This is a genomic window from Caulobacter sp. RHG1 (assembly GCF_013181195.1).
In the GTDB taxonomy this organism is placed as follows: domain Bacteria; phylum Pseudomonadota; class Alphaproteobacteria; order Caulobacterales; family Caulobacteraceae; genus Caulobacter.
The window spans coordinates 317,663-332,973 of the sequence record NZ_SMZP01000006.1 but is presented as its reverse complement, the minus strand read 5'-3'; the positions used below and the strand labels follow the sequence as shown (position 1 = coordinate 332,973).

The window sequence follows — 15,311 nt, the reverse complement described above, 5'->3', positions numbered from 1 at the left end:
CTTCGACGCCAAGCCGCCTAAGCATGTTGCGAGTCATTCGCAATATGGAGAGATCGTGAGCGCCGACGCCGCCATCCGCGCCGTGGTCGAGGACGCCGGCCTGGCCCGGACGCTGGAAACCGTTCCCCTGCGCCACGGCCTGCTGCATCAGTCGGCCCAGGTCCTGGACGCGGCCCAGGAGTACAGCGCGCCCCTGCCGCCCGGCCTGCATCTCAGCTGCGGCATCGCCCGGCTGCGCAGCCGCCATCCGCGCCTGGGCAGCTTCGCCTTCGACGGCCTGGGTCTGACGGCGATCCTCTATCGCGACGAGGCCGAGCCGTTCGAGACCCGGATCGACAAGGGTCCGGCCCTGTCGTGCGGGATCTATCTGACGCCGCAGCAGCTCGCCGACAGCGGCTCGGGCGGCCTGGAGGAAATCGCCGGGCGCCTGGCTGCCGGCGGCCGCCTGCGCGCCACCGACCGTCCGCCGGCCGAGGTGGTGGCAGGCCTCTGCCGACCGATCGATCCGTGGTTCCAGGGCGCGGCGCGGTCGCTGGCCATGGAGGCGCGCGCCCTGGAGCTGGCGGCCATGGCCCTGAACTGGCTATCCCTCTCCGCCCAGCCGGACGCCCGCCCGGCCCTGCTGACCCGCCGCGCCGAGCGGGCCCGCGAGATTCTCGAGGCCAACCTGGCCGCCCCGCCCGACCTGGCCCGGCTGGCGCGCGAGGTCGGCGTCAATGTCCGCAGCCTGACCCAGGCCTTCCGCGAGACCTTCGACGTCTCGATCGCGGCCTATGTCACCCGCCGCCGGCTGGAGACCGCCCATACCCTGCTGGTGCGCGGACAAGGCGTGGCGGCGGCGGCCGAGGCGGTCGGCTACACGCCCGCCCACTTCTCGACCGCCTTCCTGCGCCACTTCGGCTATCGGCCCGTGGACCTGCGTCGGCACTGAATTCCGAATAGCGTAAGTCAAACGCCGGCCGCCGCATGGCGAGGCAGCGCCCCTCCCCCTTATGAGAACCGCTCTCAACAAAAGGGGTGCGACGATGCGCAAGGCGGTTCTGATCGGGTTGGCGGCGATGGGCGCTAGCGGGCTTCCGGCATTGGCCCAGGAAACGACGGAGATCGACAAGGTGGTGGTCACCGCCGCCCGGCGCGACCAGGCCCTGGCCGACGCGCCCGTGGCCGCCACCGTGCTGACCGAAGGCTTCGCCCGCGACGCCCGCATCCGTTCGCTGCGCCAGATCGACGACTTCGTCCCCAACGTCCAGTTCAACCAGATCGGCCAGGTCGGCGGGACCTACATCTCGATCCGGGGCATCGAGTCCAACCCGTTCGTGGTCAACCGGGCGGCGGTCTATATCGATGGCGTGCCTTTCCGCCAGCCGTCGGACCAGGCGCTGGGCGACGTCCAGCAGATCGAGGTGCTGCGCGGGCCGCAGGGCACGCTGTACGGCGCCAACAGCGAGTCGGGCCTGATCCTGGTCACCACCCGCGCCCCGACCGAAAGCTTCGAGGCCGAGGGCCTGGCCGGGGCCTACGGCTTCGGCAACGGCGAGGGCTATGAGGGCCGCCTGCGGCTGTCGGGTCCCATCGCGGGCCCGGACCTGACCGGCGCCCTGACCCTGTCCTACGAGAAGGCCGACAGCTTCGTGCGCAACCTGGCCTCGTCGATCGGCGAGCGCGGCGAGATCGAGAACACCTTCGTCCACGGCCGCCTGCGCTGGACGCCCACCGAGCGCACCCAGGTCGACGCCATGGGCTACGTCGCCCTGCAGCGCGCGCCGGGCCTCTACGAGCAGGAGTTCCTGCCCATGGACCGCGCCCTCTATGACCGCCTCTATGCGGGCTTCAACGGCGGTCGCAAGGCCGGCCGCTATTCGCTGATCCACGACGCGCCCAAGAACAGCGACAAGGACGAATATGTGCTGGGCGTCGGCGTCACCCACCGCCTGGACTGGGCGACCCTGAACCTCAGCGGCTCATGGCGCGACGTCGACGACCTGTCGTTCGGCACCGATCTGGACATGACCGCCATGCCCGGCGCGGCCGGCGGCCACCATGTCGGCGAAAAGCACTGGAACTGGGAAGCCCGTCTGGCCTCGCCCGACGGCGCGACCGTGCAATGGGTGGTGGGCCTGAACCACTATCGCGGGCGCCAGACCAAGGCCCTGTCGTCGCTGATCGGCCCTGGCGCGCTGGACGACTACGCCTGGGCGCCAGAGCAGTCGACCGGCTCGCGCGACTACGCCCTGTTTGGCCAGGCGACCGCGCCGCTGTCGCCGACCCTCAACCTGACCGGCGGCCTGCGCTACGAGCGGGCCGAGCGCGACAAGCAGCAGCAGGCCGGCGTGCTGGATCTCGGCCCACTGGGCCAGTTCGTGTCGGCGGCCGAGGACCTGGACAAGAGCTTCGAGGCCGTCCTGCCGCGCGTGTCGCTGGACTGGGCCCCCGCCGAGGGCCTACGCCTCTACGCCTCGGCCGCCAAGGGCTGGGTGCCGGGCGGCTTCAACCTGGCCGCCACGTCGCTGGCCGTGGCCGGCGACTTCTCGCGCTACGACGCCGAGACCCTGTGGACCTACGAGGTTGGGGCCAAGCGCAAGCTGCTGGGCGGCCGCGCCCTGCTGTCGGCGGCGGCCTTCTACATCAAGGTCGACAACTGGCAGGAGATCAACGTCCTCTACACCGCCAGCGGTCAGGTCGCCTCGACCACCCTGGTGACCTCGGACGCAGGCATCACCAGCCGCGGCTTCGAGGTTGAGCTGACCGGCAAGCCGACCCGCACCCTGGACCTGGCCGCCTCTCTGGGCTGGGTGCGGGCCCGCTACGACCGCTACGTCTTCGGGCTGGAGGATCTGAAGGGCCGAAAGGTCAAGCTGACGCCCGAATGGGACGCCTCTCTGGCGGCCAGCTGGCGCCCGTGGCGCGGCCTGTTCGTGCGCGGCGAGCTGAACGGCCTGGGCGACACGCCGCTGAACGCCCAGAACACCGCCGCCCAGGACGCCGTCTGGCGGATCAACGCCCAGATCGGCTGGGAGACGGAAACCTGGACCGCCCGCCTCTATGCCGAGAACCTGACCGACAAGGCCGTCTTTGTGACGAGCGCCTATGCGAACTCGCTCTTCGGCAATGACGGGACCTGGTACGCCGGTGTCGACGCGCCGCGCGTGGTCGGGCTGGAGCTGACCCGCCGTTGGTAGATTGACGGAGACCGGCGCGCGTGGCTCGTTCGCGGGCGAGCGCGACGCGCGCCGGTTTCCGAGAGTTCCGACCCATGGCCAACCTGATCCTCAGCGTCGTCGGCAGCGACCGTCCCGGCCTCACCCAGGCCCTGGCCCGCGCGGTGTTCTCGGCCAGCGGCAACTGGCTGGAGAGCCATCTCAGCCGCCTGGGCGGGCTCTATGTCGGCTCGGTGCTGATCGAGCTTCAGGCCGACGCCGTCGAACGCCTGCGCGCCGCCATCGCCGAGGTCGACGCTCAGGGCCTGGAGGTGCGGATCACGCCGGCTCTGGAAGCCCCCGAGGCGGAGGGCGAGACGGTCGGCTTCAACGTCGTGGGCGGCGACCGTCCCGGCATCGTCCATCAGGTCACGGCCGTGCTCACCGACCTGGGCGCCAATATCGAGACCTTCGAGACCCGCCTCAGCGTGGAGCCCCACTCGGGCGGCCCGCTGTTCCACCTCGAGGCGCAACTACGCCTGCCGGCGGGGCTGAAGCCCGACACGGTGCAGGCGGCGCTGGAGTCGATCTCCGGCGAGATCATGGTGGATGTGGCGGTGGGGCTCCCTCTCCTCTAGCGAGGAGGTTGGGAAGGGTGGGGAGGCTCGCCTCTGGCCGGCGAAAGCCAGCGCGGCTGTCGGTTAGTGAACATGCGGATAACCGCGCCGCTTCACCGATCTGAAATTGCATCGCGCCAAAGATTTTCCATCTTAAGTAGATGGGGCGTGTCACATGCGTAATCGGCTCTTCCTGGCCATGTCGGTCGGCCTTATGGCTTTCACTCAAGCCGATCTGGCGCAGGCTCAGGTGCTCAACCGCCTCAACAAGGCGCTTGAGCAAATGAACAACAGCCTCGCCGAAACCAATCGAGCGCTGGCCGGCGGCGCAACGCCGGCGTCCACGTCAAGCCCTGCGACCAGAGGCCAAACCTTGGCCGGTCTGGCCAGGATCGCGCCAGAGCAGCGCGCAGCCATCACCGAGCGCCTAGCCCAGACGCAGCCGAACCAGGACCTGCAGCAGTCGATCGCCGAGGCGAAGGCGACGATTCAGCCATTTTTGGAGCGTGCGTCGTGCATCACGACTTGGAACGGTAGTTCCCTGAATATCTTTGCGGCCCCAGGGGCAAACTTCGGCACCTACTCGGCTCCAAACCTGCGGACTCAGTATCATGACCGATCCACTTGCATGGACGTGGTGCGCCTCCAGGGCTGGAGCAAGCCCGCAAAGAACGCCCTGAAATTCGAAGCGGTCTTCGAAGCCGCCGACAGTGGAGAATCCACCAAGGGCAACTACTTGCTCATCCGGCAGCCCGATGGCGTCTGGCTGTTTCGAGAAGCCTAGCCAGCCTGCAAGCTCTCGAAACAAAAACGCCCCGGCCTTGTGGCCGGGGCGTCTCTGTTTCAAAGGGCTCGGCGCCAGTCCGAGGGACCTCTTACGAGTCCAGGAAGCTCCGCAGCTTCCGCGACCGGCTCGGGTGCTTCAGCTTGCGCAGGGCCTTGGCTTCGATCTGGCGGATACGTTCGCGCGTGACCGAGAACTGCTGACCGACTTCTTCCAGCGTGTGGTCGGTGTTCATGCCGATGCCGAAGCGCATGCGCAGCACGCGCTCTTCACGCGGCGTCAGCGAGGCCAGCACGCGGGTGGTGGTTTCCCGCAGGTTGCTCTGGATGGCCGCGTCGATCGGCAGGACGGCGTTCTTGTCCTCGATGAAGTCGCCCAGGTGGCTGTCTTCCTCGTCGCCGATCGGCGTTTCGAGCGAGATCGGCTCCTTGGCGATCTTCAGGACCTTCCGGACCTTTTCCAGCGGCATGGCCAGCTTTTCGGCCAGCTCTTCCGGGGTCGGTTCGCGACCGATCTCGTGCAGCATCTGGCGGCTGGTGCGGACGATCTTGTTGATCGTCTCGATCATGTGCACCGGGATGCGGATGGTCCGGGCCTGGTCGGCGATCGAGCGGGTGATCGCCTGACGGATCCACCAGGTGGCGTAGGTCGAGAACTTGTAGCCGCGGCGGTATTCGAACTTATCGACGGCCTTCATCAGGCCGATATTGCCCTCCTGGATCAGGTCCAGGAACTGCAGGCCGCGGTTGGTGTACTTCTTGGCGATCGAGATCACGAGGCGGAGGTTCGCCTCGACCATTTCCTTCTTGGCCTGACGGGCTTCGCGCTCGCCCTTCTGGACCGTCTGGACGATGCGGCGGTAGTCGTCGATCGGCACGCCGGTCTCGGTGGCCAGGGCGGCGATCTCGCCACGGATGTCCAGCACCGACTGGCTGTCGTTCTCGACGAACTTGGTCCAGCGCACGCCCATGGCCTTGACCTGATCCGACCAGGTCGGGTTCAGCTCCGAGCCGAAATAGGCCTTCAGGAATTCGCCGCGGCTGATGCCGTAGCTGTCGGCCAGGCGCAGCAGACGGCCTTCCAGGCCGATCAGGCGCTTGTTGATCGCATAGAGCTGCTCGACCAGAGCCTCGATACGATTGTTGTTCAGCTTCAGCGTCTTCAGGTGCTGGATGATCGTCGCCGACAGGCCTTCATAAGCCTTGCGATCAGCGTCGGTCAGGTCCTCGCCCTTCAGGCGGCTGCCCACCAGCTTGTCCTGCAGCTTGCGGAAGCTTTCGAACTCGCTGGCGATGGCGTCCAGGATGGCCATCACGCCTTCGCGCAGTTCGCCTTCCATGGCGCTGACGGTCGGACCCGCGCCGTCGTCGAAATCGTCGTCGTCGTCGCCTTCGCCCTCGGGCTTGGGCTCAGCCCCGGCTTCCTGGTCGACCGGCTCGGCCGGTTCGGCGTCGTCGTCCTCGGCGGCCGGCTGGGCGGCCACGCCGTTGATGGCGGCGTAGGTGCCTTCCAGGTCGATCACTTCGCGCAGCAGAATGCGGCCCGTGCCCAGTTCCTCGCGCCACACCATGATGGCTTCGAAGGTCAGGGCGGACTCGCAGAGGCCGCGGATCATCGTGTCGCGACCGGCTTCGATGCGCTTGGCGATGGCGATTTCGCCTTCGCGCGACAGCAGCTCGACCGAACCCATCTCGCGCAGATACATGCGCACGGGGTCGTCGGTGCGGTCGTAGGCGGCCGGCTTTTCGCTGGTGATGACCGTGGTGTTCTCGTCGCGCGTCGCGACTTCGCCACCTTCGGAGCCTTCAGCGTCCTCTTCGGCCTCGACGACGTTGACGCCCATCTCGCTGAGCATGGCCAGCGTGTCTTCGATGGCGTCCGGGCTGACTTCCTCGGACGGCAGCACCTTGTTCAGCTCGTCCATCGTGACGTAGCCGCGGGCCTTGGCCTGCTTGATGAACTTCTTGACGCCGGCATCGGTCAGGTCGAGCAGGGGACCGTCACCACCGGTGGCTTCGGGCGCTTCCGTCTCGGCCGAGGAATTGTTGCTCATCAAGCTCTCCGAAATCGACGCCGGCCGCTTCACAGGGAGCGACGTCGAGAAAATCCGTTTCGAAAAGGATCTGGCCGGCGAGGTCCTGCGCTTTTTATTTTAGCGCTTTCCCAACAATCGCGTTCCCGTTGCATCGCCAAATCCCGCCCGCCACGTGCAAGCACTCCGCGGGGGACCCGGCGGAGGCTCATGGCTTGAGCGCGGCCTGACGCCACCCTTTCGGAACAGCGACCACTGGGGACCTGGTGCGGCGGCGAGGGTGACATCCTGTTTCGATAAGGGCGCGCGCTACGGCGGCCCGGCCGATGTCAGTCAGCTGCTTGGCAAATCCTTGAGTCGGCATGTGGCTTTGGGTGACGCCGGTGTCAAGATGGTTGGCAAATATTCCGCGCCCAACATTCCGTTTCCCCGCGAAAGCCGGGGAAACGGATTCGAAAATCACAGCGCCTCGCGCCAGAACTCCAGTTGGCTGATCTGCCGTTGCAGGACGGCGATGCGGGCGCGCAGGTCGCGGGTCGTGTTCAGCGTCGCGGTCGTGATTTCCTCGCGCCGCATGCCATCCAGGGCGCGCTCGGAATCGGCGATCTCGACCACCGCCTCGTAACAGGCCGCCCACAGGCTGCGGGCCTTGGCTGGGTCGAAGCGCTTGTCCAGGAACGGCGCATCGGACTGGGCGATGCGCTCGACCTCGGCCAGCATCCCCGACAGGCCCCGGCGGTTCAGGCGCTCGCGCAGCGAGACGTCCTCGCCATGGTCGTCGCACAGGGCCGCAAACAGCTCCTGGGCCAGGGGTTGCAGGCGCGGATCGCCGAAGCCGATGCGTTCGATGGCCTCGTCATAGGACCGCGCCCAGCCGGGATGGTCGATGGCGGCCAGGGCGATGGCGGCGTGGAACGGATTGATCCGCCCGCCGATCTGGGCGCGAGCAATCGGGCGCAGGCCGGGGTCCGGCGGCTCGCGCTTGCCGTTCTTCCACCCGCCGCCGCCATTGCGCGGAACGAACGGCCGGCCGCTGTCGCGAAAACCACCTCCCCCGCCGCCGTAGCCTCCGTCGCTGGACTGCGGCCGCGCGCGCTGGAAGAGCTCGTCATAGCGCTCGCGCAGGTCGTCCTTGTAAGCCTGGGCCAGATCCTTGTCGGCGATCGTGCCGGCCGCCGCGCGCAGGCGCTGGCGCAGGCCGGCCTTGCGTTCGGGCGTGTCCAGCTCCTCCAGGTCACGCTCGCGCTCGAACAGCGCCTGGACGAAGGGCTTGGTGTCGGAAAGTTGGGCGCGCAACGCGTCGGCGCCCTGCTCGCGCATAACGTCGTCGGGATCCTTGCCCCCGACCGGCATCGAGAAGCGGAACGAGCGCCCGGGCTTGAGCAGCGGCAGGGCGCGGTCGATGGCGCGGTGGGCCGCGCGCTGGCCGGCCTTGTCGCCGTCGAAGCACAGGGTCGGCTCGGGGTGCAGCCGCCACAGGGCGTCCATCTGCTCCTCGGTCAGGGCCGTGCCCATCGCCGCCACGGCCGGGACCTTGGCCCGCTGGCAGGCGATGACGTCCATATAGCCCTCGACCACCACCATGGCCGGCTTGCCGCCGCCGCTCTGGCCGTCGTGGAGGATCTTGCGAGCCTCGAACAGGCCATACAGCAGTCGCCCCTTGTGGAAGAGGCTGGTCTCGGGGCCGTTCAGATATTTGGCGCGCGCGGCCGGATCCATGGCCCGGCCGCCGAACGAGACGACCTTGCCGCGCGTGTCGGTGATCGGAAAGATGATCCGGTCGCGGAAGCGGTCATAGGGCGCGCCGCCGTCCTCGGGCGAGATCAGCACCCCCGCGTCGACGAGATCGCCCGGCTTGGCGCCCTTGGCGATCAGGTAGTCTTTCAGGCCCGTGCGGTTGTTGGGCGCGAAACCGAGCCGGAAACGGCCCCACTCGCTTTCCGGCAGGGCGCGCTTTTCCAGATAGGCGCGAGCGGCCTGACCACCGGGCCGGCGCAGCTCGCTCTCGAACCAAGCCGCGGCCAGCTCCATCCAGTCGCCAAGGCTCGAACGCTTCTGCTCCTCGCGCGCCGCGACCGGATCGGGCGCAGGCAGGCTCATACCGGCCTCGGCCGCCAGCCGCTCGACCGCCTCGGCAAACGTCAGCCGCTCGGTCTCCTGCAGGAAGCTGATGATGTCGCCATGCTTGCCGCTGGAGAAGCAGTGATAGAAGCCCTTCTCGTCGTTGACGAAGAATGACGGGCTCTTTTCCTTGGTGAACGGCGACAGCCCCGCATACTCGCGCCCCTGCCGCCGCAGCTTCACCGACTTGCCGACGACGTCGGACGGGCGAAGGCGGGACTTCAGTTCTTCGAGAAAGCGGTCGTCGAAACGCATTAGAAAACGGGGCTGCGGAGCGGCGGGCGAATATGCCCGCGGGACATAATATCGGTCTATCCGATATTTCCATCGATCCGTCCCGACACAAGCTCGGCACTAGGAACGCCGACTCCGGCCGTCCGTTTTTTGCAAGCCCAGGAGACGCCTCGACGCGTCTCCCCTTCAAAAACGCCACGGAGAAAACCCATGCCGCAACGCTGGAACGATCGCGAAGGCCGCTTCGATGTCGAGGCCGACGGCGATTTCGACCGCAACCGTGAACACCCGTACGACGCGTCGCGTCGACGCGGTTACGGCCCCGATGACGTCCATCCGGGCGGGCGCGGCCGTCACCGCAGCAGCGAATTCCTGCGCGCGGCCCAACAAGGCGGCGACATCGGCTATGGCCGTATCCGCTCGGGCGCCGACTACGGCGGGACCTCGGCCAATCGCGGCTGGGACCGCGCCGGCGGCCACGACTTCGGCGGCGCGACCGGCGACTATGGCTCCAGCGGCTATTCCAGCCGCACCGCCGACTATGGCGACGAGCGCTACTTCGAGCACCGGGACCGCGACCGTTACGGATACGGCGGCGAGTATGGCCGGCATAATCCCTACCGGTCGTTCGGCCCCAATGGCGCCCCCAACGCCCGCGACCGCGCGGGCTACGAAGAGGACCGCAGCTGGTTCGACCGCGCTCGCGACGAGGTCTCCTCGTGGATGGGCGACCACGACGCCCAGCGCCGCCGCGAACTGGACGGCGAGCACCGCGGCCGCGGGCCCAAGGGCTATCGCCGCTCGGACGACCGCATCCGTGAGGACGTCAGCGACCGACTGACCGACGACAGCTGGCTGGACGCCCAGAATATCGAGGTCGCCGTCGCCGCCAGCGAAGTCACCCTGACAGGCACCGTCCGGTCGCGCGAGGACAAGAAGCGCGCCGAGGCGCTGGCGGAAAGCGTCTCGGGCGTCGACAACGTCCAGAACAACCTGCGCATCGACCGCGGCGAGGCCTACGCTACCGCCGTGCCGATCACCCCGCCGCTGGGCTAGGGAACGCGGAAGCAGCGCCCGCGCATCGCGCGGGCGCTGCCCCCACTGCATACCCACGTTCTTCCCCTCCAGGCCAACTTGGCCTCGACAAGTGGGGGTTAACGCCACAAACATCCCGGCTTCTCGCCGCGGGGCGCAACACCCGCGCGCTGCATTGGGGTGTTTTCGTGAAAGTGCTGCTCTTCTCAGCTTCCGTTCTGTCGTTGGTCGCGTCGGCTGCCTTGGCCCAAGGCCAGATGACCACCCAGGTCATGCCCGAGTCGGCCGCGCCGACCCCACCGATCGCCGCGCCGCAGGACACCCCCTACGCCGGCACGCTGAAGCTGAACGTCGACGCCACCGATCTGGACCGCAAGATCTGGAACGTCACCACGACGATCCCGGTCAACAAGGCCGGCGACTTCGTGTTCCTGTATCCCCAATGGGTCCCGGGCGGCCACTCGCCGCGCAACGACCTGGACAAGCTGGCCGGCCTGGTGGTCACCGCCAACGGCAAGACCATCCCCTGGAAGCGTGACGTCGTCAGCGTCCACGCCTTCCACGTCGACGTCCCCGCCGGCGTCAGTGAGATCCAGGTCAGCTACCAGTTCCTGACCGCCGTCGAGGCCAAGGTCGGCCGCATCGAGGTCACGCCCGAGATGCTGAACCTGCAATGGATGCAGGTGACCATGTATCCGGCCGGCTACTACACCCGCCAGATCCCGATCGAGGCCAGCGTCAAGCTGCCGGAAGGCTGGAAACTGGCCACCGCGCTGGAAACCGCCAGCGCCGCCGGCCAGACCACGACCTTCAAGCCGATCACGGTCGAGACCCTGGTCGACTCGCCGATCTTCGCCGGCAAGTACTTCAAGTCGGTCGAGCTGGATCCCAAGGGTCCGGTTCCGGTGCGCCTGAACATGGTCGCCGACAGCCCCGAGCTGCTGGAGGCCAAGGAAGAGCACATCCAGGCGCACAAGGACCTGGTGCAACAGGCCTACAAGGTGTTCGGCTCGCACCACTACGACCACTACGATTTCCTGGTCGCCCTGTCGGACAAGATCGGCGGCATCGGCCTGGAACACCACCGCTCCTCGGAAAACCGCGTCGCCCCGAAGTACTTCACCGAGTGGGACAAGACCTTCGTCGGCCGCGACCTGCTGAGCCACGAGTTCACCCACTCGTGGAACGGCAAGTTCCGCCGCGGCGCGGACCTGTTCACGCCGAACCTGAACGTGCCGATGCGCGACAGCCTGATGTGGGTCTATGAAGGCCAGACCCAGTACTGGGGCAACGTGCTGGCCGCCCGCTCGGGCCTGCTGACCAAGCAACAGGCGCTGGACTCGATCGCCTCGACCGCCGCCGTCTACGACAACCGCCGCGGCCGCGACTGGCGTCCGGTGCAGGACACCACCAACGACCCGATCATCGCCAGCCGCAAGCCGCTGTCGTGGCTGTCGTGGCAGCGCAGCGAGGACTACTATTCCGAAGGCCTGCTGGTCTGGATGGACGCCGACACGCTGATCCGCGAGAAGACCGGCGGCAAGAAGTCGCTGGACGACTTCGCCAAGACCTTCTTCGGCGTCGACAACGGCTCGTACGTGGTCCGCACCTACGTCTTCGACGACGTCGTCGCCGGCCTCAACAGCGTCTACGCCTATGACTGGGCGACGTTCCTGAAGACCCGCATCGAAGAGGTGCAGGAAAAGGCCCCGCTCGATGGCCTGGCGCGCGGCGGCTACAAGCTGGTCTATGCCGACACCCAGACCGAATTCATGAAGTCGGCCGAAACCCGCGCCAAGAACACCGCCCTCAGCTACTCGCTGGGCCTGACCGCCGGCTCGGACGGCGTGCTGACCGACGTGCAGTGGGGCGGTCCGGCGTTCAAGGCCGGCCTGACCCAGGGCCTGACCATCGTGGCCGTCAACGGCGAGAGCTTCGACGGCGACAAGCTGAAGGCCGCGACCACCGCCGCCATGAAGCCGGAAAACCCGCTGGTCGAGCTGCTGATCAAGGACGGCTCGCGCTACAAGATGGTCAAGCTCGACTACCGCGGCGGGCTGCGCTACCCGCGCCTGGAGAAGATCGCCGGGACGCCGTCGCGCCTCGACGACATCCTGACGCCGCGCAAGTAGAGCGCGAGTTCTGCGACTCGTTCGCGGCCTGCGACGATTTGGGGAAGGGCGGGAAGGCGACACACGTGTCATCTTCCCCCTCGTTCAATCCCTCTGAACGCGTACCGAAAAGGGCCCGCCCCCTCTCCCAAGCGGGCCCTTTTTTGCGCCTGGAGACCAGGCGCAACATGAGACCGGTACCATTTCTATCTTGAGTGGTCCGCAAAGCCCCCGCATAGTCGCCCCGACAGCGGCCTCAAGAGCCGCCGCGCAAGCGCAGCCCCGGGGAAACGCCATGACCACCGCCATCACCCGCCGCTTCTTCGGCGCCAGCTTGACAGCCCTGTCAGTCAGTTTGCCGGCGCTCGCCGCCGCCCAGGGCCCGAAGGCCTCCGGCGGCAAGCCGCTCTACAAGGACGGCCGCCAGCCCACCGACGCCCGCGTCCAGGACCTGATCGGGCGAATGACGCTGGAGGAGAAGGCCGCCCAGCTGATCGGCATCTGGCTGACCAAGAACAAGATCCAGACGCCGGAAGGCGAGTTCTCGGCCCAGCGCGCCCAGGAAGCCTTCCCAAACGGCCTGGGTCAGATCTCGCGCCCGTCCGACCGCAAGGGCGTCAAGCCGGTCAAGGTGATCGGCGCGGCCGCCGGGGCCGATGACGGCTCGATCAACCGCAATGCGCTCGAGACCGCCCGCTACACCAACGCCGCCCAGAAGTGGGCCGTCGAGCAGACCCGGCTGGGCATCCCGCTGCTGATGCATGACGAGGCCCTGCACGGCTATGTCGCGCGCGACGCCACCTGCTTCCCGCAGGCCATCGCCCTGGCCTCCACCTTCGACACCGACCTGACCGAGAAGATCTTCGCCGTCGCCGCCCGCGAGATGCGCGCCCGGGGTTCGAACCTGGCCTTGGCCCCCGTGGTCGACGTGGCCCGCGACCCGCGCTGGGGCCGCATCGAGGAGACCTATGGCGAGGACCCGCATCTGTGCGCCGAGATCGGCCTGGCCGCCATTCGCGGCTTCCAGGGGTCGACGCTGCCGCTGGCCAAGGACAAGGTCTTCGTCACCCTCAAGCACATGACCGGCCACGGCCAGCCCGAGAGCGGCATGAACACCGCGCCGGCCCAGGTCGCCGAGCGCACCCTGCGCGAGAACTTCTTCCCGCCGTTCGAGCGGGCGGTGACCGAGCTGCCGGTGCGCGCGGTCATGCCCAGCTACAACGAGATCGACGGCGTGCCCTCGCACGCCAATCGCTGGCTGCTGACCAAGGTCCTGCGCGAGGAGTGGGGCTACAAGGGCTCGATCCAGAGCGACTACTTCGCGATCAAGGAGCTTATCAGCCGCCACAAGATGACCTCTGACCTCGCCGACACGGCGGTGATGGCCATGCACGCTGGCGTCGATGTCGAGCTGCCCGACGGCGAGGCCTACGCCCTGCTGCCAGAGCTGGTCCGCGCCGGCCGCGTGCCGCAGTTCGAGGTCGACGCCGCCGTGGCCCGGGTGCTGGCCATGAAGTTCGACGCCGGCCTGTTCGAAAATCCCTACTGCGATGAGAAGACCGCCGACGCCCGGACCGCCACGCCCGACGCCGTCGCCCTGGCCCGCGAGGCCGCCCGCAAGGCCGTGGTCCTGCTGAAGAACGACAAGGGCCTGCTGCCACTGAACGGCAAGAGCTTCAAGCGCCTGGCGCTCTTGGGCACGCACGCCAAGGACACCCCGATCGGCGGCTATTCCGACATTCCGCGCCACGTGGTCTCGATCCACGAGGGCCTGACCGCCGAGGCCAAGGCGCAGGGCTTCCAGCTGGACTATGCCGAGGCGGTGCGGATCACCGAGACCCGCCTGTGGGCCGCCGACAAGGTCACTCCGGTCGATCCCGCGGTGAACGCCAAGCTCATCGCCGAGGCGGTCGAGGTCGCGAAGAAGGCCGACGTCGTGGTCATGGTGCTGGGCGACAACGAGCAGACCAGCCGCGAGGCCTGGTCCGACACCCATATGGGCGACCGCCAGAGCCTGGATCTGATCGGCCAGCAGAACGATCTGGCGAAAGCGATCTTCGACCTGGGCAAGCCGACCGTGGTGTTCCTGCTGAACGGCCGGCCGCTGTCGATCAACCTACTGGCCGAGCGCGCCGACGCCATCATCGAGGGCTGGTACCTGGGCGAGCAGACCGGCTTTGCCGCCGCCGACATTCTGTTCGGCCGCGCCAATCCAGGCGGCAAGCTGCCCGTCAGCATCGCCCGCGACGCCGGTCAGCTGCCGATCTTCTACAACTACAAGCCCTCGGCCCGGCGCGGCTATCTGTTCGACGAGGTTACGCCGCTCTACCCCTTCGGCTTCGGGCTTTCCTATACGAGCTTCGACCTCTCGGCCCCGCGCCTGGCCAAGGCCAGCATCGGCCAGGGCGAAAGCGTCCGCGTCGAGGTCGACGTGACCAATACCGGCAAGGTCGCCGGCGACGAGGTGGTCCAGCTCTACATCCACGACGAGGCCGCCTCGGTCACGCGTCCGGTGCTGGAGCTGAAGCACTTCAAGCGCGTGACCCTGGCGGCGGGGGCCAGGACCACCGTGACCTTCGAGATCAAGCCCTCGGACCTGTCGATGTGGAACCTGGAGATGAAGCGTGTGGTCGAGCCGGGCGCGTTCTCGGTGCTGACCGGGTCGAACTCGGCGGACCTGAAGAAGGCGACGCTGACGGTGGTCTGAACACCCTAGATCCGCCTCCCCGGCTTTCGCCGGGGAATTCGGAATAGGGGAACGGCGCTCCCCCCTTACGTAACAATCGAAAGCCAAGTTTGACCGGCGCGGGGTTCAGTCTGAGCGCCCAAAGGCCCATCTTGCGGCCATGGCTGTTCCTCCTCCCCTCTTCACCGACGAAGAGATCGACACTCTGGTCGAGACCTTCTACGCCCGCGTCCGTCGCCACCACCGCCTGGGGCCGATTTTCGAGGAGGCCGTCGGCTCCGATGGCTGGCCGCATCACCTGGCCACGCTGAAGGACTTCTGGTCGTCAGTGCTGAACACCACCGGCCGCTACAAGGGCTCGCCCATGGCGGTGCATCAGCGGATCCCGCAGCTGACCGAGGGCCTGTTCATGCCCTGGCTGAACCTGTTCCATCAGACCTGCACCGAGCTGTTCGACGCCCCGCGCGCCGCCATCGTCGGCCAGAAGGCCGAGCGCATCGCCGCCAGCCTGAAGCTGGGCTTGTTCTTCAAGCCGGACGCGGTCGCTTGAGCGG

The 15,311-nt window shown here is 67.6% G+C and carries 10 protein-coding genes; 8 read left to right on the top strand and 2 right to left on the bottom strand.

Going from position 1 to position 15,311, the window contains the following annotated elements:
- Positions 1–55 precede the first annotated feature (55 nt).
- The 4 genes from E1H18_RS27370 to E1H18_RS18040 all read left to right on the top strand — a co-directional run bounded on the left by E1H18_RS27370 (position 56) and on the right by E1H18_RS18040 (position 4,538).
- Positions 56–931: an AraC family transcriptional regulator gene (locus E1H18_RS27370; RefSeq protein WP_172271029.1), complete on the top strand. Its 876-nt coding sequence runs from the start codon at positions 56–58 to the stop codon at positions 929–931.
- Between the two features lie 94 nt (positions 932–1,025).
- The gene (locus tag E1H18_RS18050) at positions 1,026–3,179 is read left to right on the top strand and encodes a TonB-dependent receptor (protein ID WP_172271027.1); all 2,154 of its coding nucleotides are present in this window, start codon (positions 1,026–1,028) and stop codon (positions 3,177–3,179) included.
- Positions 3,180–3,253: 74 nt separating this feature from the next.
- Entirely contained in the window at positions 3,254–3,775 is a 522-nt protein-coding gene (locus E1H18_RS18045) for a glycine cleavage system protein R (protein WP_172271025.1), read from the top strand.
- Between the two features lie 154 nt (positions 3,776–3,929).
- Positions 3,930–4,538: a hypothetical protein gene (locus E1H18_RS18040; protein ID WP_172271023.1), complete on the top strand. Its 609-nt coding sequence runs from the start codon at positions 3,930–3,932 to the stop codon at positions 4,536–4,538.
- Positions 4,539–4,629: 91 nt separating this feature from the next.
- Here E1H18_RS18040 and rpoD read toward each other — a convergent pair whose 3' ends face one another.
- Both rpoD and dnaG read right to left on the bottom strand, forming a co-directional pair.
- The gene (gene rpoD / locus E1H18_RS18035) at positions 4,630–6,591 is read right to left on the bottom strand and encodes an RNA polymerase sigma factor RpoD (RefSeq protein WP_172271021.1); all 1,962 of its coding nucleotides are present in this window, start codon (positions 6,589–6,591) and stop codon (positions 4,630–4,632) included.
- A 438-nt stretch (positions 6,592–7,029) separates the two neighbouring features.
- Positions 7,030–8,946, bottom strand: coding sequence for a DNA primase (gene dnaG, locus E1H18_RS18030; RefSeq protein WP_172271019.1), 1,917 nt, complete (start codon positions 8,944–8,946; stop codon positions 7,030–7,032).
- A gap of 189 nt (positions 8,947–9,135) precedes the next feature.
- Here dnaG and E1H18_RS18025 point away from each other — a divergent pair, with 189 nt between their 5' ends.
- From E1H18_RS18025 to E1H18_RS18010, 4 genes are all read left to right on the top strand, one after another.
- Positions 9,136–9,981, top strand: a complete 846-nt coding sequence (locus E1H18_RS18025; protein ID WP_172271017.1) for a BON domain-containing protein — start codon at positions 9,136–9,138, stop codon at positions 9,979–9,981.
- Positions 9,982–10,148: 167 nt separating this feature from the next.
- Positions 10,149–12,092, top strand: coding sequence for a M61 family metallopeptidase (locus E1H18_RS18020; protein ID WP_370526543.1), 1,944 nt, complete (start codon positions 10,149–10,151; stop codon positions 12,090–12,092).
- Between the two features lie 274 nt (positions 12,093–12,366).
- Positions 12,367–14,778: a glycoside hydrolase family 3 N-terminal domain-containing protein gene (locus E1H18_RS18015; RefSeq protein WP_172271015.1), complete on the top strand. Its 2,412-nt coding sequence runs from the start codon at positions 12,367–12,369 to the stop codon at positions 14,776–14,778.
- 139 nt (positions 14,779–14,917) lie between these two features.
- A complete protein-coding gene (locus tag E1H18_RS18010) occupies positions 14,918–15,307 on the top strand; it encodes a group III truncated hemoglobin (protein WP_172271013.1) in 390 nt (129 codons plus the stop codon).
- Positions 15,308–15,311 lie beyond the last annotated feature (4 nt).